The organism is Haloprofundus salilacus (genome assembly GCF_020150815.1).
Classification (GTDB): Archaea; Halobacteriota; Halobacteria; order Halobacteriales; family Haloferacaceae; genus Haloprofundus; species Haloprofundus salilacus.
Window position 1 is genome coordinate 1,261,338 of sequence record NZ_CP083723.1, and the last position, 26,618, is coordinate 1,287,955.

The following is a 26,618-nucleotide window of genomic DNA, read 5'->3' on the forward strand; positions in this document are numbered from 1 at the left end:
ATGGATACGTAGTAGTTAGATGTCCACCCACTCGGCGTCGGTGGCATGTTCTTTGATGAACTGTTTTCGCGGCTCTACGGCGTCTCCCATCAGCACGTTAAACATGCGGTCGGCCTGGGCGGCGTCCTCGATGGTGATCTGCTTGAGAATGCGCTTGTCGGGGTCCATCGTCGTCTCCCACAGCTGTTCGGGGTTCATCTCGCCGAGTCCTTTGAACCGCTGGATGCGCGTCGGGTTGCCGTTGCACTTCTCCTCGATGATGCGCTCGCGTTCTGCTTCCGTCATCGCGTCGTACGTCTCGCCGCGGTAGCGGATGCGGTACAGCGGCGGTTGCGCCGCGTAGACGTAGCCCGCCTCCAGAAGCGGCTTCATGTGACGGTACAGGAGCGTGAGGAGCAAGGTCCGGATGTGCGCGCCGTCGACGTCGGCGTCGGTCATCAGGATGATCTTGTGGTAGCGGGCGTTCTCGACGTCGAACTCCTCGCCGATGCCCGCGCCGATGGCCGTGATGAGCGCGCGCACCTCGTTGTTCTCGAGGATGCGGTCGAGGCGGTGTTTCTCGACGTTGAGAATCTTCCCGCGGAGGGGGAGAATCGCCTGATTGTGCCGGTCGCGACCCTGCTTGGCGCTGCCACCCGCGGAGTCGCCCTCCACGAGGAACAGTTCGGACTCGCTGGGTTCGCGCGTCTGGCAGTCGGCGAGTTTGCCCGGGAGCGCGGTCGATTCGAGTGCGCTCTTGCGGCGTGTCAGTTCCTCGGCCTTCTTGGCGGCTTTCCGGGCCTTGGCGGCCTCGGCGGCTTTGCGGATTATCCCCTGCGCCGTACCGGGGTTCTCCTCGAAGTACGTCGAGAGGTGTTTGTGCACTGCGCTCTCGACGATGCCGCGGACCTCGGAGTTGCCCAACTTGGTCTTCGTCTGCCCCTCGAACTGCGGATCGGGGTGTTTGACGGAGATAACCGCGGTCAGCCCTTCGCGAACGTCCTCGCCGCGGAGGTTCTCGTCCAGATCGTCGATGAGGCCCTGCTTGCTCGCGTAGTCGTTGACGACGCGCGTGAGCGCCGTCTTGAACCCGGTCAGGTGGGTGCCGCCCTCGCGAGTGCTGATGTTGTTTGCGAACGCGTGAATCGAGCCCTGAAGCTCGTCGGTCGCCTGCATCGCGACTTCGACCTGGATGTTCTGGTCCTCGTCTTCGAAGTAGACCACGTCGTCGTGGAGCGCGGTCTTCGTCTCGTTGAGGTACTCCACGAACTCGCGGATGCCGCCTTCGTAGTAGAACGTCTCTGACTCCTCGGAGAGCTCGTCGGCGAGCGTTATCTCGACGCCGGAGTTGAGAAACGCCAGTTCGCGGAGGCGGGTCGCGAGCGTGGAGAAGTCGAACTCCGTCGTCTCGAAGATGTCCGAGTCGGGCCAGAAACGAATCGTCGTTCCCGTGTTCTCGTCGGAGTCGAGGTCGCGGACGCGCTCGAACTTCCCCTCCTCGGGTTCGCCGTGGTCGAAGCGGTGTCTCCAGACGCCGCCGTCGCGCTTGATTTCGACCTCCAGCGAGTGGGAGAGCGCGTTGACGACGGAGACGCCGACGCCGTGGAGGCCGCCCGACACTTGGTAGGACTTGTTGTCGAACTTCCCGCCGGCGTGGAGGATGGTCATGATGACCTCGACGGCCGGGCGCTCGTACTGCTCGTGGGTGTCGACCGGGATGCCCCGGCCGTTGTCGGAGACCGACACCGAGCCGTCGTCGTGAATCGTCACCTCGATGCTGTCACAGTAGCCCGCGAGGGCCTCGTCGATGGAGTTGTCGACGACTTCGTAGACGAGATGATGGAGTCCGCGAACGTCTGTCGAGCCGATGTACATCGCCGGGCGTTTCCGGACAGCTTGCAGGCCTTCGAGGACCTGAATTTGCCCGGCGCCGTACTCGCTGTCTTGGGACATAGAATCTACCTCAGCTAAGATACCGCCCTCCTTAAAGCCCTCGTACGCGCGGGCGCGCGGAGACCGAATAGACCCAAGAGGCGAGCGACGGCGACTCGGGAGAGTCGCGAACGACGCCGTTCTCCCGGCGTTTCACGGCCATCCGGCGGCCGGTACGTCGACGCGTCCTGGTTCTGTCGGTCGGTTGGCGCTCGTTCCCGTAGAGCGGGTTTTCGAGCACGCAACCCCCAGGGTATCAGCCGGGACATCGGACTCTTCGATTGTCGTACCAATCTGATTTCGAGTCTTTCTGTAGAGCTAACGACTCGGTGTGTCAACAGCCAACTCGGTAAGTTTTCACTTTCACCCCGGTCCCGAACACGTTTTAAGCGTCCCGTTGATATCAGCGTTCACAGAATGACCTCGTTTCAGTCGACACTCGGCGACGAGGCGGGAATCGCCGACGAGCTGGCCGAGAACCAGCGGTCGATTTCCATCGCCGAGTTCTTCGAGAAGAACAAACACATGCTCGGCTTCGACAGCGGGGCCAGAGGGTTGGTCACCGCCGTCAAGGAGGCCGTCGACAACGCGCTCGACGCCACCGAAGAAGCCGAAATCGCCCCCGACATCTACGTCGAAATCGCGGAGGTCGACGACTACTACCGCCTGATCGTCGAAGACAACGGACCGGGCATCACCAAAGAGCAGGTCCCGAAGGTGTTCGGGAAACTGCTCTACGGCTCTCGCTTTCACGCCCGCGAGCAGTCGCGCGGCCAGCAGGGTATCGGTATCTCCGCGGCCGTCCTCTACTCGCAGTTGACGAGCGGCAAGCCCGCCAAAATCACCTCCCGAACGCAAGGAAGTGCCGACGCGCGATACTTCGAACTCGTCGTCGACACCGACAAGAACGAACCCGAGATACGCGAATCCCGGGACACCTCGTGGGACCGTCCCCACGGCACGCGCATCGAACTGGAGATGGAGGCGAACATGCGCGCCCGCCAGCAACTGCACGACTACATCAAGCACACGGCGGTCGTCAACCCCCACGCGCGATTCGAACTCCGCGAACCGGGTCTCGACGCGCCGCTGAAGTTCGAGCGGGCGACCGACCAACTCCCCGCCAAGACCGAGGAGATTCGCCCGCACCCCCACGGCGTCGAACTCGGAACACTCCTGAAGATGCTCGGCGCGACGGACTCGTACTCGCTGTCGGGCTTTCTCCAGGAGGAGTTCACCCGCGTCGGCCAGAAGACGGCGGGGAAAGTGCTCGACAACTTCCGCGACAACCACTACGGCCGCGAGATGGCGTGGCCCGCCGTCGCCGACGCGGACGAACTCGAAACCGCCGTCGCCGACGCCGTCTCCGGTAAGGGTCCGGAGGCGACGACGCAGTTCGCGTCCGGCGTCGCCGAAGTGCTGACCTCCCGCGAGCGGACGAGCCATCACGAACTCGTCGACATCGTCGACAACGTCGCCGAGACAGTACAAGAGGAGACTGGCAAAACGTTCGGCAAGACGGTCCGCGAGAAGGCAGTCGCCGCGGCGTGGGCCGAACTGACCCGCCACGACGAGGCAGACGACGGCGTCGAGTCGTCGCTGACGCCGTCGCTATACGCCGCCGTCGACGGGGCGACGAGCACCCAGAAGGACGATGCGACGGTCCACGGCCTCGCCGAACGTCTCGCCCGAAAGTTCGCCGCGCTCGACGACGACCGGCACCGCCTCTCGAAGAAAGCGCTCCGGGCGCTCGTCGCCGACGCCGCCGACGCAACCGTCGAGTACGACGATGCGACTATCGGCGAGAAAGCCCGCGAGAACGTCACGGAGGCGCTCTGGAAATCGATGCGGACGGTTCCCGACGAAACGCCGCCGGTTCGCGATGTGGCGGACGACCGCGACGCCGCGAGCGACCTGCTCGAAGCGATGCGCGTGACCGACATCCTCGCGCCGCCGACGGAGTGCCTCTCGCCCATCACCGCTGAACTGGTCGAGGCGGGGCTCCGAAAGGAGTACGACGCCGACTTCTACGCGGCGGCGACCCGTGACGCGGAGGTTCACGGCGGCGATCCGTTCATCGTCGAGGCTGGCATCGCCTACGGTGGCGAACTCGCCGCCGAGGGGAGCGTCGACCTGCTCCGCTTCGCCAACCGCGTCCCGCTCGTCTACCAGCGCGGCGCGTGCGCGACGACGGACGTGGTCAAACAGATCGGCTGGCGAAACTACGGGTTGGACCAACCCGGCGGCAGCGGGATGCCGAACGGTCCCGCGGTCATCATGATCCACGTCGCCTCGACGAACGTCCCGTTCACGAGCGAGTCGAAGGACGCGCTGGCGAACATCCCGGCCATCGAAGACGAGATAGAACTCGCCATCCGCGAGGCCGCCCGCGAACTGAAATCCTACTTGAAGAAGCGGCGCTCGATGCAGCAGCGCCGCCAGAAGCAGAACGTCCTCGGGAAGATTCTCCCCGAGATGGCCGACAAGGTGTCGGAGGTTACCGGGCGAGAACGCCCGAACATCGACGGCGCGATGGCCCGCATCATGAACAACGTGAGCGTTGAGCGCCGCGTCAACGACGACGAGGTGACGCTCAGCGTCCGCAACTACTCCGACCGCAGCGAGGAGTTGGACATCACCGACATCGTCTCGGTCGAACCGCAGGGTCTCAACGGCGAGGCGACCGTCGTCGACCTCGACGACGAGTGGTTCGTCCAGTGGAAGCCGTCGGTGCCGTCGGGCGAGACGGCGACGCTCACGTACACGGTCGGTTCGGACGCATCGTTCGACATCAACGTCGAAGGGATCGACGCGGAACGACTCACGGTGAACGCCTGATATGAGTTCAAACACGGATATTCAAGACGAGAAAGCCCGCGAGCGTCTCATCGACCTCGCAGCGGAGTTCTACGACCAGTTCGCGGGCGGGCAGATTCCGGAGATGAAACTGCCCACCCGAACAAAGAGCAACATCGAGTACGACGAGGAGAGCAAGGTCTGGGTGTACGGCGACCGCACCAGCACCCGAAGCGCCAACAGCGTTCGCGGTGCGCGGAAACTGCTCAAGGCCGTCTACACCATCGACTTCCTCGCCCAGCAGTTGGAGGAAGACCGCTCATCGACGCTGCGTGAGTTGTACTACCTCTCGGAGTCGTGGGACTCCGAGGAGGCAGGTTTCAACGACCAGGACGAGTCGAACCAGTTGGTCGAGGACCTCGAAATCGTCTCGAAGGTCACCCGCGAGGACTTCCACATGCGCCCCGAGGAGTCCGGGGCGACCCTGATGGGACCGCTCGAGATTCGCGAGCAGACGCGACGCGGCGAACGCGAGATTCACTGCCAGCAGGACGTCGGCGAGGGCGGCTACCAGATTCCGAACAACCCGGACACCATCGAGTTCCTCGACCACGACATCGAGTTCATCCTCTGCGTGGAGACCGGTGGGATGCGCGACCGCCTCGTCGAGAACGGCTTCGACGAGGAGCACGGCGCGATGGTCGTCCACCTGAAGGGCCAACCCGCCCGCGCGACCCGCCGCATCACGAAACGCCTCCACGACGAACTCGACTTACCCGTCGTGGTCTTCACCGACGGCGACCCATGGTCGTACCGCATCTACGGCTCCGTGGCGTACGGTTCCATCAAGTCCGCGCACCTCTCGGAGTATCTTGCGACGCCCGAAGCCAAATTCGTCGGCATCCAGCCGCAGGACATCGTCGACTACGACCTGCCGACCGACCCACTCTCGGACTCCGACGTCAACGCGCTGCAGAGCGAGTTGGACGACCCGCGGTTCCAGACGGAGTACTGGACCGAGCAGATAGAGCTCCAGCTCGACATCGGCAAGAAGGCTGAACAGCAGGCGCTCGCTTCGCGTGGGCTGGACTTCGTCACCGACACCTACCTCCCCGAGCGACTCGGCGAGATGGGTGTCCTGTAGGCTGTCGTTCATCGAACGCGGCGGGGTTCGCCGGGATTCGCCGGGATTCGCTTGAACTCAGCGGAATTCGTTCGGACTCGACGGATTCGACCGAGTTCGACGGAATTCGACGGCACCCCCGACGGCGAGATAGCACCGACGCCGTATCGGTAGATGCTTCTGTGGATTCTCACGAACAGTGAGACGATGGATTCGCACGGCGACCGGGACCGTAGCTCCGAGAGGGTCGGGATGGTGCTCGTCGTCGTCTCCGCCGTCGGCTTCGGCACGCTGGCGGTTCTCGGGGAACTCGCCTTCGCCGCCGGGCTGAACGTGCCGTCGGTGCTCGCGCTGCGCTTCGCGCTGGCGACGCTTCTCGTCTGGGCCGTTCTCGTCGCTCGTCGACGCCGGGCCGGCGCGTCCGAGCGACTCCGACTCCGCGGGCGACTCCTGTTCGTCGCCGTCGCGCTCGGACTGGTCGGCTACACGGGCCAGAGCGCGCTGTTCTTCTGGGGGCTCGAATACCTCACCGCGGGCGTGACGACGCTGGTGCTATACACGTACCCGGCGTTCGTGCTCGTCCTCTCGGCGCTGTTTCTCGGCGAGCCGCTGACGCAGCGACGACTCGTCGCCCTCCCGCTCGTCCTCGGCGGCGTCGCACTCGTCGCCGGCGTCGACCCCGTCGGCGTCTCGTCGGTCGGCATCGCCATCGTGCTCGGATCGGCGGTCGTCTACTCCGGCTACATCGTCGTCAGTCGGGTCGCACTCGCCGATACCGACGGTCTCGTGCTCGCCGGACACGTCCTCCCCGCGGCCGCGGTGTCGTTTTTCGCCTACGGGACAACCACTGGGTCGCTGGCGCTGCCAGCGACGCCTTCCGGGTGGTTCACGGTCGTCGGTATCGCCGTGCTCGCGACCGTCGTCCCTGTCGTGACGTTCTTCGGCGGAATCCGGCGCATCGGCGCCTCTCGGGCCGGCCTCGTCAGCACGGTCGAACCCATCGTCGCCGTCGTCCTCGGGGTTCTGCTGCTCGACGAACCCCTCCCGCCGACGACGTTCGTCGGCGGCGCGCTCGTCCTCGTCGGCGTCTGGCTCATCCACGTAGAATCGAGGTGAAGCTGCGGCCGGCCTCGAAGCGAGGCTCGCGCGGCGTCGAAGCGACTCCGACCTCAGGCCGACTCGCGGAGTTCGTCCAGTTCTCGCTCGCCCTCGTCGGCGTGGGAGTCGTCGACCGCGCACCGCCGACAGTAACTGTTCGACCCCTCGTCGTGGGTCTTGACCGGAAACCAGGCGAGGTACGTCTTGTCGGCGAACGTCCGCGTCACACCGTCGCGAGCGCGCTCGCCGCAGACGACGCAGCGCTCGCCCTCGTCGATGGGTTCGGTGTCGACGACGCGCTTGCGACCGAACGCGGTCGGCGAGCGCCGCTTCGTCGCCGCCGAGCGTCGCCGAATCACGAACAGGCCGACGACGAGGGCGACGAGCGACGCGACGACGAACCCCGAGAGGACGCCCTGTACGGCGGCGACCGCCGCCGCCCAGACGAGGAAGAATCCGACGACGACGCCGCCCGCCGTCGCGAGGTCGACGCCGAACTTCGAACGGCTCGACGACTGGCCGTCGACCCACCGTTCGGTGCCGTCGGCTCGGAGTTCCGCCCGCGACGCGCCGGGCGAGTAGCGGTACCACGCGTAGACGGCGTTGCCGACGCCGCCGGTGAACAGAAACAGCAGGACGTGAACCGGGATCGAGCCGAAGCCGCGCTTCTTGACGACGACCCGGTCGCCGTAATCGTGCTCTACTTCCCAGCCGTGGACGGTGTACTCGTGGACCCGCTGACGGAAGGGTGAGAGTGTCGTGTCCGCGCCGGAACCGGCCGAGGAGGAGACGCCCGAACCACACTGCGAGCAGAACGACGCCCCCGCGGAGAGAGACGCTCCGCAGTTCGCGCAGAAGTTCGGCGTCGACGAGTCGAGGACCATGTTCGAAAATCGACATCCGCGAAACAAGTAATTTACGTGAGGCGATCCGACGAGTCAGTCGAGTCTAGCCATCGGTTCGGTTCGGTCGCCGAGAAACGCCCGTATCGTCGCGTCGACCGAGGCCTTTCGCTCCTCGAACGCGCCGTGACCGACGCCGCCAAGCACGGCGACGCGGGCGTTCGGGATTCCGGCCGCAGTTTCCCGCAGTATCTCTTCGGGGAAGAAGTGGTCGTGCGCGCCGCCGATGACGAGCGTCGGTACGTCGATGTCGACGAGGCGTCGGCGCGCGTCGTGGTTCAAACAGGCGCGACACGAGACGCCGACGTCCGAATCGACGGTCGGTTCCGGGCGCAACCGCTGACCGAGTGCGCCCAGAAGCGGCGGATACAGAAGCGACCGGTAGCCGGAGTACGTCACGGCGACGCCGTCGAGCTGTATCTCGCGCCACTCGTTTCGCTCGGCCCACGAGTGCCACCGGCCGAGTGTCTCCGCGCCCTCTCTCCCGACGTAACAGCCGCTGGACCCGAGGACGACTCGTCGCGTCAACTCGGGGTAGTCGGCGGCGAAGTGCTGGGCGACCAGACCGCCCATCGAGTGGCCCATAATCGAGGCGGAACCGATGTCATCGAGCGCCTCCGCGTAGTCGGCGGCCATGTCGCGCGTCGTGTGGCCCGCTGGGAGGCCGCGCGGCCGACTGAGCACCCAGATGGTGTACTCGTCGGTGAACTCGCGGTAGCGGTATCGGGCGAGGTACTCGGCGAGCAGACGCGACGAGTCGCGCCCCCACAGCGCGTCGCGCAGGCCTGGAAAGACGACGAGGCGTCGCGGTCCGTCGCCGACGCGGTAGTACGGCAGTCGCCCGTTCAGGTGGCCGTAGTCGATTCGGTTCCTCATCGGGTTCACCGTTCGTCCAGGACCACCGGGACGCCGCGCGAGGCGACGTCGGCGGCGAACGCGCTCGAATCGGTCTCCAGCGCCTCGAAGGTGTCGTAGTGGATGGGTAAGACGAGGTCGGGGTCAAGCGTCTCCGCGAGACCGGCGGCTTCCTCGCGATCCATTGTGAACGCGCCGCCGATGGGCGGCAGAAACAGCGACACCTCCAATTGCTCGTGGCCCTCGAGCACGTCGGAGTCACCCGGCCAGAAGACGGTTCGACCGCCCACCGACAGGAGGTAGCCGACGCCGAACCCCTCCGGATGGTAGGGTTCGCCGTCGTCACGGGTGTGGGGACCGTCGGGTTCGTTGTACGCCGGGAGCGTCCACACGTCCGCGCCCTCGGCCGAGAAGCGGTCCTCCTGCCCGAGGGCCACTACCTCGTAGTCGAGTTCCGACAGCGGCGTCACGTCGCGGTCGGTGTCGTCGACGTCGATGCCGCCGTAGGCGACGACCGTCGCGTCCTCCTTGGCGACGCGCTCGATGCCGTCGGAGTCGTAGTGGTGGATGTGCGAGACGCAGACTAAATCCCCATCCTTGGCGTCGTAGCCGTCGAGGACGCCGTAGCGACCGGGATCGAGGTAGACGACGAAGCCGTCCGGCGTCTCGATCCTGACCGTCGCGTAGCCGAGCCACTCTACCGAGAGACCGTCGTGTCGGATCGTCATACCGTGTGAGTCGAACCGCGCCGGGATAAATCTCGCACGTCTTCGCAGGCGCTGTGACCGGACACCGATACCCTGGCGTCCACAGCGACTTTCAGTGCAGCGTCCGCTCGCCCCCGGCGTCGACCGTCGCCGCCCAGACGGGGAGTGTCGCGACGACGCTTCGAACCGGGTCGTCGTTGAATCCGGCAAACAGCGACTGCATCCCCTCGATGCTCTCGCTCTCGAAGCCCAGCTTTCGAAGCGTCTCCGAGTCGAGTCGCGGACGGTACGGCGTCGCGTCGACGAACGCCCCGACTCGTTCGTCGCCACCGGCGCGTGCGTCGGCGAACGCCTCGGATTCGAGGACGGGTTCGAGGTCGCGCCACGCCGTCGAGAGGTACTCCGGCCACTGCGCGAGACACCGGTAGATGCTCGGCAGCGAGTCGTCGAGACCGTGGTACCTCCGAAGCGAATCGAGCGTGTCGTCCAACTGGTCGGGAACGTCGTCGGCACCGACCATCGTCGGCGGGGCGCCCCGGCCGCGGTCGAGCCACGACGGCAGCGGTTCGGTCGCCGACCGGGACTCGTCCGGCTCTACGCCGACGGGTTCGTCGTGAAGCGCCCGGTCCATCAGCTCGAACAACACCAGCAGTCGCGGCGCGACGACGTCGAACGTTGCGAGTTGCCCCCGGAGTTCGCGGTACTCGGGGGGGCGGACACCGAGCGTCTCGCGGCGGTACGACGGGAGGTCGAACTCCGTGTCGACCGAGAGTATCTCGTCGCGGTAGGCGGTCGCGAACTCGCCGAACGCGCGGGTCCCGAAGACGGGGTTGACCTGTCCCCACGCGTAGCGCAGCAGCGCCGGTTCATTCGCCATCGCCGTCCGAAAGATCCAGTTGACGAACGGGGCGCGGAACGTTCCCTTCACATCCTCGTACAGGCCGCGTTTCCATCCCGTCGCCTCCGACTCGTAGAGTTGGGCGCTCGTGTCCATACCGACAGTGCACTCTGCACGTAGTCAAACGTTGCTCCGGTAGGCACGTTTCCGAAGACCGTGGTTCAGTGGGCGTCCCTCCGACCGACTGCTTCCCCGGCGGAGTCGCGACCGACCACCGGCCGCTACAGCGACTTGCCGCTACTGCGACTCGGCCAACCGCTCGACCCGGGAGAGCGAGTCGGCGCTCTCCGGCGTCTTGTCCTCGCGCACCGAGAGAAAGCGCGGGAACCGGAGCGCGTATCCTGAGGAGTACGTCGGCGAACGCTGAATCTCCTCGTAGCCGACCTCGAACACCGTCGAGGGCCGAATATCAACCTCGCGACCGTCCTGTGAGAGGATCTCGGGTTCGAGTCGCTCGGTCAACTCGGCGAGTTTCTCGTCGGTGATGCCGGTGGCGACCTTCCCGAGCGTGTGGAACTCCTCGTCCTCATCTCGCGCCGAGAGCAGAAACGTCCCGAGGAACTTCGCGCGCCGTCCCTCGCCCCACTCTGCGCCCGTTACGACGAGGTCCAGCGTCTCCACGCCCGGTTTTCGCTTCAGCCAGTTCCGCCCGCGCCGCCCCGGCGAGTACGTCGACTCGGGATCTTTGAGCATGATTCCCTCGTGACCCGCCTCGAGCGCGTCGGCTTCGACGTCGGCTATCTCGTCGGCGTCGGCCGAGCAAAGCAGCGTCGAAACGGCCGATTCGGCGTCGTCACCGTCGAGAACGCCGGTGAGCCGCGCGTGGCGGTCGACGAGAGGTTCTTCGAGCAAGTCGTCGCCGTCGGCGTGCAGGCAGTCGAAGGTGTGCAGGCGGAGCGTCACCTCCTCGCGCATCCGCTCGACGTCGTGTTTGCGGCGGAAGCGCCGGAGCACCTCCTGGAACGGAAGCGGGTCGCCGTCGTCGTCAACGGCGACGACCTCGCCGTCGAGAATCGCGGGCGCGTCGACCGACGCCTCGACGAACTCGACGATTTCGGGGAGCGCATCCGTCACGTCCTCCATGTTACGGGAGAACACCGACACGTCGTTCGGTTCGCGGTGGATCTGGACTCGCGCGCCGTCGTACTTCGTCTCGACAGCCGCCTCCTCCCACTCGTCGAGGGCGTCGGTGACAGTCCCCGCCTGCGCGAGCATCGCCTGGACGGGTCGCCCGACTTCGAGTCCCATCGCGTCCAGTCCGCCGACGCCGTCGCTTCGCTTCGCATGTGACGAGCCTCCGCTTGCGTTGTCTTCTCGCGGGCTCTGCCCGCTCGAATGGTCCGCGGAACTCTGTTCCGCGCTACTCGCGGAGACGCCCTCGTCGCGGGCGACTTCGGCGACGTGGCCGTAGTCGTTCGACACCTGAATCGCGCGCTCGACGGTCTCGACGGGCACCTCGAACGCCTCCGCAATCGCGTCTCGAACGGCGCCTTCGCCGACGCCGATGCGCATCTCCGAGAGGACGATGCGCGCGAGGTAGCGCGCCTCCTCCGGCGTCGTCCGGTTGAACAAGCCGAACAGCGTGTCAAGTTTCCGGTCTCGGCTGCCGGACCCTTCCGCTGCCGCGAGCGTGCGCAGTTTTCCGTCCACCTCGGCGACGCTCAGGTCGGTCGGCCCGCCCGAACCGAACGCCGCGAGTCCCCGTTGCCCGCCGAACTCGTAGCTGGCGGCGACGGTTCCGATTTCGCCGACTTCGGCGAGTTTCGTCTCGACGTCCGAGGCGTCGACGTTCGGCCCGGCGGCGCGGGCGATAGCCTCGTAGCAGAGGTTCGGGCCGACGTCGAGCGTCGCCGACTGCCACGCCGGAAAGACGCGACCCTGAACAAACCGCGCGACCACCGCCAGTTCCGACTCCGCCTCGCCGAACGTCTCCGCCAGCAGCGAGACGGTTTCGAGGTCCGCCGACTCCGCCTCGATAGCTGCCATCCGGTCTGCAAACGCCGCGAACTCCATCGCTGGTGGATACTCGTCTCCCCGGTTTAACTATCCCGTCTCGCCGACTCCGCCGACTCCACCGTCGACACTGTTCGAGAAATCCGCGGTCTGCACGTTTCGTCGACTCGATAGGTAGCGCGCCCCACGAATGTGATAAGGTATTATACATTATTCTGAGGAAGAAAGTAGGAGCGTTCTTATGTTGCACTCTCTTTACTTCACGTATGCATCGGAGGCGGTTCCTCACGCTTGCGAGCGGCGCACTCGTGGGAATCGGTGGTTGTACGAGTCGCGACACGCGAACCGTCGACACGACAACCGACGATCCGACTGAGACCGAAAGCGGCGTCATCGACGCGCTCTCGGGTAACGACAGCGGCGGGAGTGACGACGCCGACGACAGCCCCGACATCGTCGTCAATTCGCATGAACTCGTCACGACGCAGGAGCAGTACCGTAAATCCGCGGCCGTCCTGGCGATGATGGAGAACGTCGGTCCCTCCCCCTCGGGCGGTATCCGTGTGACCGCCCGCTTTTTCGACGAGGACGATAACCCGCTTGACGTCGCCACGGAGTACCTCATCGGTCTGAACCCGGGCGAGAGGTGGAAGGCGTACATCCCGTACTACGACGACGGGTCGGACGTGGCCTCACACGAACTCGAAGCGGCGTTTCAGGTCGACCCACTGCCGCGCGTTCCGGAGGGAATCGACCTTCTCGAAAGCCAACTCGACACCGACGGCGTCGAGGCGGAACTGACCGGGCAGCTCCGGAACGTCGGCGAGGAACAGTTCGACTACCTCAAAGCCGAGTCGAAGTTCTACGCCGACGAGACGACGGTGCTCACCTCCAACTACGCGAGCACGACGAACCTCGCCGCTGAGTCGGAGTGGTCGTTCACGGTCACCTACCTTCCGTACGACGAGGAGTGGGCCAGTCCCATCACCGACTCCGAGTTACACGTCGTCGACAGCCCGTACTAATCGGCCGATGCCGCCGCACTTTTAGATACTCCTCGCGCATGAGGCGGTATGGAGAAGACGTTCGCGGAACGCGTGTCGGATGTACTCAACGTTGACACCGACGAGTTCCGCGCACAGGCCGCGGCCGACGGGGAACTCGTCAAGGAGGAGTTGGACGCGGGCACGTTCGACAACTACCAGTCCATCGTCGGCTTCGAGTACGAGTTCTACGCCGTCGCAGACGGCCGGTGGACGGGGTCGACCGACGACGTAAACTCCCTGATGCGCGTCCCGCGTCGACTGCTCGAACTCATCGGCTTCGAGAAGGAACTCGGCCTACACAACGCCGAGATGTCGACGAGTCCGCAACCGTTCGGGCCGTACGGCATCCGCGCACAGGAGTCGGAGGTGCAGGCGCGACTGGCGGCGGCGCTCGACTGCACCGCCGCCGAGGGGATGCGCCTCGTCAGCGACGCGATGTGGACGATCCCGCCGACGGGCGAGACGGCCAGGAGCTACCTCGCCGACAGCGTCGTCGACGACGACGTTCGAATCGCCACCAACATGAGCGACTCCGTCCGGTACCACGCGATGGCGAACACGGAGGAGTCCGCCGACTTCTTCTCCGTCGACGCGCCGAACGTCGAGATGACAGCCGACACGGTAATGCCCGAGAGCCTCATCACCTCCATCCAACCGCACTACCAGGTCGCCCACGCCGACGACCTCCCCGTCTACCACAACTACGCGCTCCGCATCGCCGGACCGCTTCTGGCGCTCGGCGTCAACTCGCCGTTCTTCCCGCCGGACCTCTACGAGGAGGGCGTCGACGCCAAGACCATCCTCGACGACGCGTGGGACGAACACCGCATCGCCGTCTTCGAGTCGGTGTTGAACGACGACGACGACGACAAGGTGGCGTTCCCCGAAGATCTGAACTCCGTTGAGCAGGCCGTCGACAGAGTCGTCGAGGACTCGACGCTCGTGCCGATGCCCGTCGAGCGCGGCGACCGCTTCGACGACGCGTTCGCGACGCTGCGGACGAAACACGGCACGTACTGGCGGTGGGTTCGCCCGGTGTTCGACGGGCCGACGCGCTCGGCGGCGAACGCCCGCATCGAGTTCCGCCCGATTCCCGCTCAGCCGACGGTGCGCGACTCCATCGCCTTCCAGGCGGCTTTTGCAGGTCTGATGGAGGCGCTTCCGCGGCGCGAACACCCCGTGCTGTCGCTCGACTGGGAGCAGGCGCGCGAAAACTTCACCGCCGCGACGCGGATGGGTCTCGACAGCGGCCAGCGCTGGATCACGAACGACGGCCAGGAGACGACGAACCCGGTCGAACTGTACGAGGACCTGTTGGCCCACGCCCGCCACGGTCTCGAAGTCTCGGGCTTCTCGGAGACGGAGGCCGAACGCTACATCGCACCGCTTCGCTGGCGCGTCGATGCGATGGAGACACCCGCGACGTGGAAGCGCCGCGAGGTCCGAAAGCGACTCGACGACGGCGCGTCGCTGGCCGACGCTATCACCGGAATGCAGCGGACGTACATCAAGGCGCAGGAGGAGACGCTGCTGGAAGGAACGTTCGCCGACTGGGCGTAGCGCGTCCCGACGCGTGCTACCCTCGCTTTTACGCACACCGATAGCGGGGAAACCGTGATTATCGGTCGAGTCGACTGCTCGATATGGTCGATATCGGAGACAAAGCGCCCGATTTCACGGTGCCGAAGGCCGGCGGGGAGACGTACAACGACGTCGAACCGTTCACACTCGCCGACGTCGTCGACGACGGGCCGACAGTCCTCGCGTTCTACCCAGCGGCGTTCACCAGTGGGTGCACGGCGGAGATGTGCGCGTTTCGAGATTCGATGGAGTGGTTCGACGAACTCGACGCACGGGTGTACGGGGTCAGCGTTGATCTCCCGTTCTCACAGAACATCTGGATACGGGAAGAGGAGCTGAACTTCCCGATGCTCTCGGACTGGAACCACGACGTCATTCATGCCTACGACGTGGTGCTCGACGACATGTACGCGATGATAGAGGTCGCTCAGCGCAGTATCTTCGTCGTCGACACCGAGGGAATTGTGACGTACCGGTGGGTTCGCGACGGTGAGAACCCGGACTTCGACGACCTCGTCTCGGAGACGAGAGAAGCGGTGGAGGACGCCGCGACGAACTGAAAGCGTTGTGAACACTCGCATTCGAATCTCGAGTGCGAAAGTCGCCGGGGATCCCGTTGTCGCCGCACATCAGTCGAAAACAGCGGCACTTGCGGAGAGAACTCCCGAAGGTCAGAAATCGGCAGACCAGACATCGCGAGCGAGGCGTAGGTTCGCGCGTCCCGGTCCGCGTCGGAGCGGCGGCGACCCGCCGCTTACAGCAGCGCGTCGATGTCTTTGTGACGCTCGATGTCGACGCCCTCCTTGGTGACGACGGCTATGTTGATGCCGTTGCCGGAGGCGAGGTCGCGCTCAACGGCGCTCTTGATGGCGCGCGTCGCAACGTTCTTCGCGTCGTCGATCGAGAGGCTGTTGTCGTACTCCTGTTCGAGCACACCGAGGGCGTACTGCGAACCGGAGCCACTGACGGTGTACTCCTCTTCGGTCGTGCCGCCCGCGGGGTCGATGCTGTAGATGTGCGAGCCCTCCGAGTCGACGCCGCCGAGGATGGGGCTGACGATGAAGAAGCCGCCCGAGCGGAGGAAGTTACCGACGAGCGTCGACAGCGCGGTCATGCTCATCTCTTCGCCGCGGCGGGCCTCGTAGAGGCGCGTCTCCGCGCGGAGTGAGGCGATGAGCGACTGCGCGGCCGACACCGACCCGGCGATGGTGAGCGCGCCCGTCGGGTGAATCTCTTCGACCTTCTGGACGTCTTTGCTCGCCACCATGTAGCCGGCGCTGGCGCGCATGTCCGTCGCGAGGACGACGCCGTCTTCGGTTTCGAGACCGACGGTCGTCGTCCCGGTTTTCATCTCTCCCTCTCGCGGTTCCGACGACTGCCCGGCGTTCGGGAATTCGCCGAGTTCCGGCCCGAACACGCTCGAACGGTCACCGTCGAGGGGACTATCGCTCCCAGAGAAATCCTGTGTCGGTGGACGCATTACCTCCACTTGCGCGGCCGCGCAGATAAATGCACCCCTTCGGTTACTCGTTGCCGCCGCCGTCGAAGCGATTATAGATCGCACGACGGCGCCGCCGCTGGCCGAGCGAGTACGGCAAAACGACGGTCTTCGGAGTTACTGTGCGGCGGCGTTCTCGTAGGCGGTGCCGACGATTTCGACGAGGCGGCCGACGGGCAGACGGACGCCAAACTGTCGGACGACAAGCGTGAGCGGGAGGAGCGCGATGCCCAGCGCGAGCGTCAGGTGGTACAGGGCGAACAGGCTGATACGGGACAGCGATGCGAACATTGCCTACTCCGGGGTCCGCCGTAGCAGTATATAAACTTTCTCGGTTCTCTCATCCGACGAACTCGACGCCCGCTTGCGATTAAACCACATTTGTATTCACACCAAGCAAACTGGATTTTTTGGCAACCACGACGGATACCGTGCGTGGCCAACCGCTGTCTCACACATAACTTACGGAGATAATCCGCTGTGGTGTGAGGGGGCGCGTCCGACCCGTTCCGCGCACCGCTGTACGGTCCGTCTGCCGATACATATCGCCGAATTCTGGCCACGACCGAATCACAAGACACGAAACCCCCTGTCCCCACCTACCGGTATGAGCAACTACCTCGTAGCTATGGAGGCGGCCTGGCTCGTGCGCGACGTGAAAGACATCGACGACGCCATCGGCGTCGCCGTCAGCGAGGCGGGCAAACGCCTCAACCAACAGAACAAGGAGTACGTCGAAGTCGAAGTCGGCGCGACACCGTGTCCGGCCTGCGGCGAACCGTTCGACTCCGCGTTCATCGCGGCCAACACGGCGCTCGTCGGTCTGCTCCTCGAAATCGACGTCTTCAACGCCGAAGGCGAGAAACACGCCGCCCGCATCGCCAAGAGCGAAGTCGGCGGCGCACTCCGCGACGTGCCGCTCTCGGTCATCGAAATCGTCGAGACGGAAGAAGAAGACGAGTAGCGCTGGCGCTCCCGATTTTCCTCTCCACCCGATACACTCGCGAGCGGCGGCGCGGGCAGCCGAAACCTTTTCAATAACCGCTGGTTATCAGCGGATATGGAACTTCCGACGCCGCAGGACCTGCGCGAACGCAGAAACGCGCTCGGGTTGACCCAGAGCGCGCTGGCGGACGCCGCAGGCGTCTCACAACCGCTCATCGCTCGCATCGAAGGCGGCGACGTCGACCCCCGTCTGTCGACGCTCCGCCGCATCGTCGAGGCGCTCGACGAGGCCGAAGGCGACGTCCTCCGCGCCGCCGACATCATGAACGAGACGGTCATCAGCGTCGCGCCCGACGACTCCGTCCGCGCGGCTATCGGCGCGATGGAAGACGAGGCGTACTCGCAACTGCCGGTCCTCCAGTCCGGAATTCCCGTCGGCTCGATCAGCCAGTCGGACGTGATTCACGGCGGCGACAACGTCGGCGAGAAACCGGTGAGCGAACTGATGAGCGAGTCGTTCCCGACCGTCGCCCGCGACGCCACCGTCGACGAAGTCCGGAACCTGTTGGACCATTACAAAGCCGTGATGGTCACGGAGGGCGGCGAGACGGTCGGCATCATCACCGAGGCGGACGTGGCTGCGCAACTGTCGTAGGAATCAACGATTCCCCTCTCGCTCTCCGGATCTTTTTGTAAGAAGACGGAACCACTCCGCCGCGTGACCTGACGAGTCGGCGCAGCGTGGTCGAGGCGGGTGCACGGTGAACCCGCTGCGCGTCCGGGGGTTCTCGGTTCGTCGTCTGTTCGCCATCTGTTCTCCCCTTCGAGCGTCGCGTACGGCCTCCTGACTACAGTTCCAGTCCGCGAATCGAGACACCGTCGCCGTCTTCGACGCGGCCGACGACGCGCCCCTCGGTCGCCTCGGCAAGCGCCTTGGCATTCCCGGGGTCAAGCGCGGCGACGAACCCGGTGCCCATGTTGAACGTCCGGTGCATCTCCTCGTCGGAGACGTTGCCCTCCGACTGGACGAACTCGAAGACGGGTTGCGGGTCGAACGCGTCGTCGACGACGTACCGATTCTCGCCGAGGCGTTCGAGGTTCGTCCACCCGCCGCCGGTGACGTGCGCCGCGCCGCGGACGCCGTGTTCGCGCATCGGGTCGAGCAGGTCTGTGTAGAGCCGCGTCGGTTCCAACAGCGCCTCGCCGACTGTCTCGTAGCCGTCGCCTGGGAAGGCGTCGTCGTACTCGTGGTTCCTCGTCGCGGCCGTCCGCGCGAGCGTCAGGCCGTTCGAGTGGATGCCCGACGAGCGAAAGCCGACGAGCGCGTCGCCCGGTTCGGCGCACCCCTCGAAGATGTCGTCTTTCGCCGCCAGCCCCGCGCACGTGCCCGCGAGATCGAGTCCGTTGATGACTTCAGGCATTACCGCTGTCTCGCCGCCGACGAGTTCGACGTTCGCCTCCTCGGCACCGGCGGCGAGACCCTCACCCACCTGTTCGGCGAACGTCTCGTCGGGTTCGTCGACGGCGAGGTAGTCGACGAACGCGACCGGCCGCACGCCGGCGGCGACGAGGTCGTTCGCGTTCATCGCGATGCAGTCGATACCGACCGTCGAGTAGTCGCCGAGCGCCTCGGCGACGAGCAGTTTCGTCCCGACGCCGTCGGTCGCCAGCGCGAGATACCGGTCGCCGATATCGAGTAGTCCGGCGTAGTCGCCCTCGCTGTCGCCGACGGCCGACACGAGCGCGGCCGTCGCTGCCTCGCTCGCCTCGATGTCGACGCCCGCCTCGGAGTACGTGAGTTCGTCGTCTCCCATGCGCGAACCGGCGCGGTGACTCCTCAAAAGCCCACCGCTCGCGGGTCGCCTTCCCCGCGGTACGCGGTCCGTAACGGAACTGCGTGTCGGCCCGCTTCTGTGATAAGCCGAGCCAACTCCGTCGGTTGACGCCGCCTAACAGCGGTGACAGCGAGGTTGGCACCGCCTAAACGTCGCGTCGGCAGCGGGCGCGAAAACTTGACCAGACCGCGAGCGGGCGGCCCGACTTCGGCATGCGAGTTATTCCCACGGTCCGGTAGGCATCGACAACTTTTCAGAACGGTGTAGAACGAACTTATGCTTATATACGCACAGAAGGAGTCGAATAGAACGCAGTCCATGGCAAGTGCGCCTTCAACTGCCGACCGCCGTATCACTCGCCCCGCAGACGTTCAGTTCGGCCCCACGGTTCGCGCCGTCGTCGTCTCGGCGATCCGTTTCGCCGCCTTCTGGCTGGCGGTCGCACTGCCGTTCTGCCAGCTCGCGCTCCTCGTCGACGGGTTGGCCGGCGACCGCTCGCTGGTGCTCGCCGCCCTCGTCGGTGTGAACGTGCTCGCGCTCGTCGTCGGGCACAACTACAGGCGGTGACGCGGACGCGCTCGGGTTCGGTCGCGTTCGACCGCGTCACCTCCCCAGCGGAACCTCAACGAGCGCCATCTCGTCGCTGCCGACCACCGAGTCGAGAACGTCCCGCAGCTCCGCCCACGACTCGGTTCGGTAGCCGTCGACGCCGAAGCTCTCCGCGAAGGCGACGAAGTCGGGATTGGTGAGATCCGTTCCGAACGCGTCGCCGGTGTGTTCGCGCTGTTTCGCCGAGATGAGTCCGTAGTCGTCGTCGTTGAACACCAAGACGGTAAAGCCGAGACCGAGACGCGTCGCCGTCTCAAGTTCGGCGGCGTTCATCAGGAAGCCGCCGTCGCCGGTGCCGACGACGACGTTCGAGTCGAGCGCCAGGTCGGCGGCGACGCCGCCGGGGACGCCGATACCCATGCTCGCGAGGCCGTTCGAGATGATGCAGGTGTTCGGTTCGAACACCGGGAATCGCTTTGCGATCGCCATCTTGTGGTTCCCGACGTCGGAGATGAGCACGTCCTCGTCGGCCATCGCATCTCGGAGGTACGGCAGGACGCCCGCGACGGAGAACGGGTCGGAGTCGTCGGGCGTGTCCAGCGCGTGGGTGAGCACGTCTTCGTGCACGTCGGCGCACCACGTGCCCCACGTCTCGTCGACCGTCTCTTCGAGACGCTTCAGTGCCATCGAGATGTCCGCGACGATTTCTACATCTGGATTGTAGTGTTGGTACACCTCGGCGGGTTCGTGGTCTACGTGGACGACCCGTGTATCGTCGTTCGGGTTCCAGCGCTTCGGGTCGTGCTCGGCGATGTCGTAGCCGACGGCGACGACGCAGTCTGCGCGCTCCATCACCGACTCCGTCTCGCCGTCCGGCCCGGAGTCGAGCGTCATCAGCGAGTGGGCGCTTCGGTCCGACACCGCGCCTTTGCCCATGTACGTCGCGACGACGGGCACATCCGTCGCCTCGACGAACGAGCGGAGGCGATCCGCGGCGTTCGCTCGAACCGCGCCGTTTCCGGCGAGGACGATAGGCTTCTCTGCTGCGGCGAGCAGGTCCGCCGCGCGTTCGACTGATGCCATATTCGGGTCGGGACGGCGAACTCTGTCGCGGACCGTCAGCGGTTCGTAGTCGACGGGTTCGGCGGCCACGTCTTCGGGGAACTCGAGGTGCGTCGCACCCGGTTTTTCGTACTCGGCGAGTTTGAACGCCTTCCTGACCGACTCGTTAATTATCTCGGTGTCGTTCAGTTGCGTGTTCCACTTCACGACGGCCTCGAACGTGTGGACGACGTCGAGCGCCTGATGGCTCTCCTTGTGCAGTCGCTCGCGGCCGCCCTGTCCGGTGATAGCGACGAGCGGCGATTTGTCGAGGTGGGCGTCGGCGACGCCCGTGATGAGGTTCGTCGCGCCCGGGCCGAGTGTGGCGAGACAGACGCCTGCATCGCCGGTCAAGCGCCCGTGGACATCGGCCATGAACGCCGCGCCCTGTTCGTGCCGCACCGGGATGAATCGTATCGACGAGTCTCGAAGCGCGAACAGCACGTCCTCCAGTTCCTCACCCGGGACGCCGAAGACATCGTCGACGCCTTCCGCCTCCAGACAGCGTACGAGGAGGTCGGCAGCCTTCATCCGCCGAATCACTCCACCAGATCGCGCTCGCCTGCGCCGTGCTGGACCCAAATCGTCTTTGCGTTGACGAACTCGCGGATGCCGTGTCGGCTCAGTTCGCGACCGTAACCGGAGTTCTTCACGCCGCCGAAGGGGACGCGGGGGTCGGATTTCTCCATCTCGTTGACGAACGCCATGCCCGCCTCTAGTCGGCGGGCGACGCGCTCGCCGCGTTCGAGGTCCTCCGTCCAGACGCTCGAAGCGAGTCCGAACTTCACGTCGTTGGCGAGGCGGATCGCCGCCTCCTCGTCGGGCACCTGAAAGACCGTCGCGACGGGGCCGAAGATCTCCTCGGTGGCTCCGGTCGAATCCTTGGGCACGTCGGTGAGGACGGTCGGCGGGTAGAACGCCCCCTCGCGGTCCATCGGTTCGCCGCCGGTCTGCACCTCGGCACCGGCGTCGACCGTCTCCTGCACCTGCTCGTGGAGGACCTCGACGAGGTCCTCCCGGGCCTGTGGCCCGACTTCGGTCTCCTCGTCGGTCGGGTCGCCCACCGTGAGCGACTCCACCTCCTCGACGAACCGCTCGACGAACTCGTCGTACACCTCCTCGACGACAATGAAGCGCTTGGCGGCGATGCAGGACTGCCCGGAGTTCTGCACGCGGGCCCACGCACCCGTCTCCGCAGCCTGATCGAGCGGCGCGTCCTCGAGGACGACGAACGGGTCGCTCCCGCCGAGTTCGAGCACCGAGGGCTTGAGGTGCTTGCCGGCGCTCTCGCCGACCGACCGACCCGCCCCCTCGCTCCCGGTGAGCGTGACCGCGGCGACGCGGTCGTCGCCGATGACGTCGTCGACCGTATCCGAGCCGACGAGCAGGCTGGTGAACGCGCCCTCGGGGAAGCCCGCTTCGCGGAACACTTCCTCGATAGCCTTCGCGCAGCCGGGGACGTTCGAGGCGTGCTTCAGCAGACCGACGTTGCCGGCCGCGAGATTCGGCGCGGCGAAGCGGAACACCTGCCAGAAGGGGAAGTTCCACGGCATCACGGCCAGCACGACGCCCAGTGGATCGTAGCTCACGAACGCGTGGGCGTTCGGCTTCGTGCCGATGACCTCGTCCTGCAAGTGCTCTTCGGCGCGCTCGGCGTAGTATTCGCAGACCCAGGCGCACTTCTGCACCTCGGAGTGCGACTGCGCGATGGGCTTTCCCATCTCCTCGGTCATCAACTGCGCGTAGCGGTCCTCGTTCTCCCGGAGAACGTCGGCGGCCTCGTTCAATAGCGCCTGCCGCTCGGCGAAGCTGGTCTCCTGCCACGAGTCGGCGGTGCCGGCGGCGCGGTCGAGGAACTCGTCGACCTCCTCGTCGGTGTGGGAGTCGTACGTCTCCAGTTGCTCACCGGTAGCCGGGTTCACACTCTCCATACACGACCTACCGAAGCCACGCGTAAAGTCGTTCTCCGGGCCGCAGTCGGGGGGTCTCCGCCGGCGGCCGAACCCTCTTCAGAAGATGAAGATAAACGCCGTCACAGTCACTGTCGGTACGGTGAAGACGACGTAGACGATCTTGCTCCAACCGAACACCTTCCGGCCGTCGAGCGGGCCGAACGGGATCATGTTGAACGCGGCCAAGAAGAGGTTGATTATCACGCCCAGGTTCGCGACTTCGGCGAGGAATCCGCCCGAGGGGACGACGAAGACGAGCGGCAGAAACAGCAGCGCCAGCACGACGTTGACGGCCGGTCCCGCCAGCGCGATGAGGCCGTGCTGTCGTTCGGTCAGCATCCCGCGGTGGTGAACCGCCCCCGGCGCGGCGAAGATGAAGCCGAGGAACGCGCTCAGAAGCGCCAAGACCAACATACTGTAGTCGGCGCGGAACTCGGCGACCTGCCCGTAGTGGACGGCGACGACCTTGTGCCCCAGTTCGTGGAGGAGGAAGCCGACGCCGGCGGTCAGGAGGCTGACGAGGAGTCCGGAGACGAGCCCCCGTTCGAGGAGCGCGAAGGGGTCGCCACCGGCGAAAAAGAGCGCGAAGGCGACCCCGAGCGCCACCCACGCGACGGCCAGATCACGTATCTCGCGGCCGCTGAAGGTGAGGTTCACGTCAGCACCCCCCAGATGAGTTCGGCGCTGTTACGCGCGCCATCGAGCATCAGGCGCGTAACGGCGTCCACGCCGCCGAGTTCCGCGCCGAACAGCGGCAGGATGTACGTCACGAACAGCAGGCTGGCGACGATGCTCCCGATGTTCGTCATCGCGACGACCATGATGAGCCGAAACAGCGGTACGTCGAACATCTGGCCCAGCAGTTCGCCCAGCGGCGTCTCCTCGTCCGTCAGGAGTTCGTTCAGTCGGCCGATATCGGCAACGTTCACCGCGGTGTGGCGCAGTTCCATGTAGCCGGTGAACCACCCCGGCGCGAGCAGCGGGTTGACCGAGGTCATCCACGCGACCAGGCCGCCGACGGTCGCCGACGACCACCGCGCCCCTGCCAGCTTGGCGAGGCTGGCGGCGAAGATGCCGTTGACGAGGAACCACGCGCCGAACAGCCGCAGCAGGAAGCCGTTTTGGACGCCCGCCATCGCCAGGAGGATGAAAAAGGCGACGAAGCCGACGGAGACGAGCGCGCCGATAATCTTCATCCACGGGATGCCCCGCTTCTTCGCGACGCCCGTCAGTGACTCCATCGGCGGCAGCGTCTCCGGATTCCGGAGATAGTTCTCGATGCCCTCTCTGTGGCCAGCGCCGACGACGGCGACGACGCGTTTACGTTGGTTTCGGAGCGCGACGAGGTTGTGCGCAAGGTAGGCGTCGCGCTCGTCGATGAGCGCCTCGGCCCCGCCAGGGCTGAAGGCGCGGAACTCCTCCATCATCACCGTCACCACGTCGGTATCCGTGAGTTCCGACATGTCGAGGTCCTCCATCTCCTCGCCGCGGTCCAGCCCCGTTGCGGCCGCGACGAAGCCGGCGAGCAGGCCGACGACGACGCCCCCGGAGATACCGATGGCGAGGCTTCCGAGTATCTGCACCGTCAGACCGTTGAACGTCGACCGAACGAACGGGTCCGCGAGACCGAGCGTCGCGCCGCCGAGCAGGCCGACGGCGAGGCCGCCCGCGATGCCCGCGACGATATCGTCGCCGTCGCCGACGAGAAGGGAGGCGACCCACGAGATAGCAACGCCCGAAACGACGGCCAGGAGTGCGCTGCCGCCCGCGCGGACGAGAATCGCGTCCGTAATACCGAGGAAGCCACCGAACAGCGCGATGAACGGTCCGGCGACGACACCGGCCAGCAGGCCGAGCATGAGACCGACAACGCGGGCGTCGGTGACGCCGAAGGCGAGGCCGCCCGCCATCCTGAGTTTCTCGATGAACCCCATCCGCGCCCAGAAGCGCTGGATGGTCGTCTGGATGTCGCGGTCGACGAGCGCCACGTCGATGCCGAGTTCCTCGGCCGTCTCGACGGCCGCGAGCATGTCCGCGCCCGGTTTCACGTCGAACCGGTCGCCCATCTGCGCCTGCACGTACGAGAGCATCCAGTAGGCGATGAACTGAAAGACCGTGTTCCCCTGCAGCAACTCGCTGGGGTCGATATCGTCGGGCGTCTCGCCCTGCATCTGCCGGTAGCGCCCCTCATCGAGTTCGACGGCAACCACGTCGGGCCGCTCGGCGTCGATGGTCTCTTCGACCTCGCGGACGCTCTCGGCGGAGACGTGCGCCGTCCCGACGACGCGCACGCTTCCCTCTGTGGGGGCGGACTCCGCTCTGTTACTCATCGCCCTCCGCTACAAGTTCACCCCTGTTATCAGTGTCGGACTCGTGAACGAATCTCCCGTGCGATTCGACGGGTGGCATCTCGGTTCGGTCCCGTTCGGTCTTCCCCGCTCACCCACGTTTTTATCACCCCCGCGCGACGTTCCGGTATGACCTTCGTCCGCAACGCCGCCGAACTCGGCGGCACCGAGGCCCGCGAGACGGCGCTCGCCTGTCTCGACGCCGGAATCGACGCCGCGAACCCCGAACGTGTCGTCGCCGACGCGGTGACGCTCGACGGTAACGAGCTATGGATCGCCGACGAGAGCTACGACCTCCGGGAGTTCGACGACGTCGTCGTCCTCGGCGGCGGGAAAGCGGGCGTCGGCGTCGCCCGCGCGCTCGAAGGAGTCCTCGGCGACCGCATCTCCGACGGCGTGGTCGTCGTCCCCGACGCCGCCGAACTCACTCAGGTTTCGGTCGTCGTCGGCGACCACCCCGTCCCGAGCGAACGCGGCGTCACGGGCACGAAACGGCTGCTCGAACTCGCCGGGGCGGCCGACGAGCGGACGCTCGTCCTCGCCGTCGTCACCGGCGGCGGGAGCGCGCTCCTCGCCGCCCCCGCCGGAGACGTGAGCCTCACCGATCTCCAGCGGACGACGGACGCGCTGCTCGACAGCGGGGCGACTATCGACGAGATGAACTCCGTCCGCAAGCACCTCTCAGCCATCAAGGGCGGACGCCTCGCCCGCGCTGCAGCGCCCGCGACGGTGGTCGGACTCGTCCTCAGCGACGTCGTCGGCGACGACCTGAGCGTCATCGCCAGCGGACCCACCGCGCCCGACGAGACGAGTTACGCCGACGCCCTCGACGTGCTGAATCGGTACGACGTCGACGCGCCCGCAGCGGTCCGCGACCGACTCGAACGCGGTGCAACGGGCGAACGCGGTGCGACGGGCGGACTCGAAGAGACGCCCCGAGCGGACGACCCGGTGTTCGACCACGTCCGAAACGTCGTGCTCGCGAGCAACTTCAGTTCCCTTGACGCCGCCAGAAACGAAGCTGAATCGAGAGGGTATGGCACCTGTATCCTCTCTTCGCGAGTTCGAGGCGAGTCGCGGGAAGCGGCGAAGACGCACGCCGCAGTCGCCGAAGAAGCAATTTTCACCGGAAACCCGGTGTCCCCCCCGGCAGTGGTGCTCTCGGGCGGCGAGACGACAGTGACGGTTCGCGGCGACGGCACCGGCGGGCCGAACCAGGAGTTCGCGCTCTCGGCCGCAATCGAGTTTGCGACGGCGTGGCGTGGCGAGACCGAAGTCGTCCTCGCGAGCGTCGATACCGACGGCCGAGACGGCGGGACCGAGGTCGCCGGTGCCGTCGTCGACGCCGAAACCGTCGACGATGTGGCCGCCGCGCACGCGGCCCTCGCGGACAATGACGCGCTCACGTACCTCGACGCCCGCGACGCTATCGTCGAGACCGGCCCGACGGGGACGAACGTCAACGACCTGCGGGTCGTCGTCGTCGAGTAGCCCCGGTCTGCTGACAAAAACGGTTTTGT

The 26,618-nt window shown here is 65.9% G+C and carries 22 protein-coding genes and 2 pseudogenes; 10 read left to right on the plus strand and 14 right to left on the minus strand.

Features of this window, described 5'->3' with window-relative positions:
• Positions 1–15 precede the first annotated feature (15 nt).
• Positions 16–1,932 (minus strand): DNA topoisomerase (ATP-hydrolyzing) subunit B, encoded by a 1,917-nt coding sequence (gene gyrB, locus LAQ58_RS06475; protein WP_224449783.1) that lies wholly within the window; start codon positions 1,930–1,932, stop codon positions 16–18.
• A gap of 396 nt (positions 1,933–2,328) precedes the next feature.
• On the opposite strand from gyrB, the gene LAQ58_RS06480 reads away from it, so the two are divergent.
• The 3 genes from LAQ58_RS06480 (at position 2,329) to LAQ58_RS06490 (ending at position 6,946) form a co-directional block, all read left to right on the plus strand.
• Complete coding sequence (locus LAQ58_RS06480) at positions 2,329–4,749, plus strand: DNA topoisomerase VI subunit B (RefSeq protein ID WP_224449784.1); 2,421 nt, start codon at positions 2,329–2,331, stop codon at positions 4,747–4,749.
• Position 4,750: 1 nt separating this feature from the next.
• Positions 4,751–5,851 carry a DNA topoisomerase IV subunit A gene (locus LAQ58_RS06485; RefSeq protein WP_224449785.1) on the plus strand — a complete coding sequence of 367 codons (1,101 nt, stop codon included), beginning with the start codon at positions 4,751–4,753 and terminating at the stop codon, positions 5,849–5,851.
• A 153-nt stretch (positions 5,852–6,004) separates the two neighbouring features.
• Positions 6,005–6,946, plus strand: a complete 942-nt coding sequence (locus LAQ58_RS06490) for a DMT family transporter (protein ID WP_224449786.1) — start codon at positions 6,005–6,007, stop codon at positions 6,944–6,946.
• 53 nt (positions 6,947–6,999) lie between these two features.
• On the opposite strand, the gene LAQ58_RS06495 is transcribed toward LAQ58_RS06490, so the two are convergent.
• The 6 genes and pseudogenes from LAQ58_RS06495 to LAQ58_RS19060 all read right to left on the minus strand — a co-directional run.
• A complete protein-coding gene (locus LAQ58_RS06495; protein WP_224449787.1) occupies positions 7,000–7,812 on the minus strand; it encodes a zinc ribbon domain-containing protein in 813 nt (270 codons plus the stop codon).
• 54 nt (positions 7,813–7,866) lie between these two features.
• Positions 7,867–8,706 (minus strand): alpha/beta fold hydrolase, encoded by an 840-nt coding sequence (locus tag LAQ58_RS06500; protein ID WP_224449788.1) that lies wholly within the window; start codon positions 8,704–8,706, stop codon positions 7,867–7,869.
• A gap of 5 nt (positions 8,707–8,711) precedes the next feature.
• Complete coding sequence (locus tag LAQ58_RS06505) at positions 8,712–9,413, minus strand: MBL fold metallo-hydrolase (RefSeq protein ID WP_224449789.1); 702 nt, start codon at positions 9,411–9,413, stop codon at positions 8,712–8,714.
• Between the two features lie 91 nt (positions 9,414–9,504).
• Positions 9,505–10,386 carry a halocarboxylic acid dehydrogenase DehI family protein gene (locus LAQ58_RS06510; protein ID WP_224449790.1) on the minus strand — a complete coding sequence of 294 codons (882 nt, stop codon included), beginning with the start codon at positions 10,384–10,386 and terminating at the stop codon, positions 9,505–9,507.
• A 141-nt stretch (positions 10,387–10,527) separates the two neighbouring features.
• A pseudogene (locus LAQ58_RS19055) lies at positions 10,528–11,550 on the minus strand (ATP-dependent DNA ligase); the annotation flags it as partial.
• 120 nt (positions 11,551–11,670) lie between these two features.
• Positions 11,671–12,303: pseudogene (locus tag LAQ58_RS19060) on the minus strand (DNA ligase); the annotation flags it as partial.
• A 206-nt stretch (positions 12,304–12,509) separates the two neighbouring features.
• On the opposite strand from LAQ58_RS19060, the gene LAQ58_RS06520 reads away from it, so the two are divergent.
• The 3 genes from LAQ58_RS06520 (at position 12,510) to LAQ58_RS06530 (ending at position 15,430) form a co-directional block, all read left to right on the plus strand.
• Positions 12,510–13,268, plus strand: a complete 759-nt coding sequence (locus LAQ58_RS06520; RefSeq protein ID WP_224449792.1) for an FxLYD domain-containing protein — start codon at positions 12,510–12,512, stop codon at positions 13,266–13,268.
• A 48-nt stretch (positions 13,269–13,316) separates the two neighbouring features.
• Positions 13,317–14,849 (plus strand): glutamate-cysteine ligase family protein, encoded by a 1,533-nt coding sequence (locus LAQ58_RS06525; protein WP_224449793.1) that lies wholly within the window; start codon positions 13,317–13,319, stop codon positions 14,847–14,849.
• Positions 14,850–14,932: 83 nt separating this feature from the next.
• The gene (locus LAQ58_RS06530) at positions 14,933–15,430 is read left to right on the plus strand and encodes a redoxin domain-containing protein (RefSeq protein ID WP_224449794.1); all 498 of its coding nucleotides are present in this window, start codon (positions 14,933–14,935) and stop codon (positions 15,428–15,430) included.
• Between the two features lie 194 nt (positions 15,431–15,624).
• On the opposite strand, the gene psmB is transcribed toward LAQ58_RS06530, so the two are convergent.
• Entirely contained in the window at positions 15,625–16,350 is a 726-nt protein-coding gene (psmB, locus tag LAQ58_RS06535) for an archaeal proteasome endopeptidase complex subunit beta (protein ID WP_224449795.1), read from the minus strand.
• A 135-nt stretch (positions 16,351–16,485) separates the two neighbouring features.
• Positions 16,486–16,659 carry a hypothetical protein gene (locus LAQ58_RS06540; RefSeq protein ID WP_224449796.1) on the minus strand — a complete coding sequence of 58 codons (174 nt, stop codon included), beginning with the start codon at positions 16,657–16,659 and terminating at the stop codon, positions 16,486–16,488.
• Positions 16,660–16,975: 316 nt separating this feature from the next.
• On the opposite strand from LAQ58_RS06540, the gene LAQ58_RS06545 reads away from it, so the two are divergent.
• Both LAQ58_RS06545 and LAQ58_RS06550 read left to right on the plus strand, forming a co-directional pair.
• Positions 16,976–17,332: a DUF555 domain-containing protein gene (locus LAQ58_RS06545; RefSeq protein WP_224449797.1), complete on the plus strand. Its 357-nt coding sequence runs from the start codon at positions 16,976–16,978 to the stop codon at positions 17,330–17,332.
• Between the two features lie 96 nt (positions 17,333–17,428).
• A complete protein-coding gene (locus LAQ58_RS06550) occupies positions 17,429–17,968 on the plus strand; it encodes a CBS domain-containing protein (RefSeq protein ID WP_224449798.1) in 540 nt (179 codons plus the stop codon).
• Between the two features lie 193 nt (positions 17,969–18,161).
• Here LAQ58_RS06550 and purM read toward each other — a convergent pair whose 3' ends face one another.
• Complete coding sequence (purM, locus tag LAQ58_RS06555; RefSeq protein WP_224449799.1) at positions 18,162–19,127, minus strand: phosphoribosylformylglycinamidine cyclo-ligase; 966 nt, start codon at positions 19,125–19,127, stop codon at positions 18,162–18,164.
• Between the two features lie 339 nt (positions 19,128–19,466).
• Between purM and LAQ58_RS06560 the strand changes: the two genes are divergently transcribed.
• Positions 19,467–19,715 carry a DUF8028 family protein gene (locus LAQ58_RS06560; protein ID WP_224449800.1) on the plus strand — a complete coding sequence of 83 codons (249 nt, stop codon included), beginning with the start codon at positions 19,467–19,469 and terminating at the stop codon, positions 19,713–19,715.
• A 36-nt stretch (positions 19,716–19,751) separates the two neighbouring features.
• Here the strand turns inward: LAQ58_RS06560 and LAQ58_RS06565 are convergent, their stop codons facing one another.
• The 4 genes from LAQ58_RS06565 to LAQ58_RS06580 form a co-directional block, all read right to left on the minus strand.
• On the minus strand, positions 19,752–21,329 hold the full coding sequence (locus LAQ58_RS06565) for an acetolactate synthase large subunit (protein WP_224449801.1): 1,578 nt from the start codon (positions 21,327–21,329) through the stop codon (positions 19,752–19,754).
• Positions 21,330–21,337: 8 nt separating this feature from the next.
• The gene (locus LAQ58_RS06570) at positions 21,338–22,729 is read right to left on the minus strand and encodes an NAD-dependent succinate-semialdehyde dehydrogenase (RefSeq protein ID WP_224449802.1); all 1,392 of its coding nucleotides are present in this window, start codon (positions 22,727–22,729) and stop codon (positions 21,338–21,340) included.
• 78 nt (positions 22,730–22,807) lie between these two features.
• Positions 22,808–23,407 carry a zinc metalloprotease gene (locus LAQ58_RS06575; protein ID WP_224449803.1) on the minus strand — a complete coding sequence of 200 codons (600 nt, stop codon included), beginning with the start codon at positions 23,405–23,407 and terminating at the stop codon, positions 22,808–22,810.
• Positions 23,404–25,080, minus strand: coding sequence for a TraB/GumN family protein (locus LAQ58_RS06580; RefSeq protein WP_224449804.1), 1,677 nt, complete (start codon positions 25,078–25,080; stop codon positions 23,404–23,406). Before LAQ58_RS06580 ends, LAQ58_RS06575 begins: the two co-directional genes overlap by 4 nt.
• Positions 25,081–25,227: 147 nt before the next feature.
• Between LAQ58_RS06580 and LAQ58_RS06585 the strand changes: the two genes are divergently transcribed.
• Complete coding sequence (locus LAQ58_RS06585) at positions 25,228–26,589, plus strand: glycerate kinase type-2 family protein (protein ID WP_224449805.1); 1,362 nt, start codon at positions 25,228–25,230, stop codon at positions 26,587–26,589.
• Positions 26,590–26,618 lie beyond the last annotated feature (29 nt).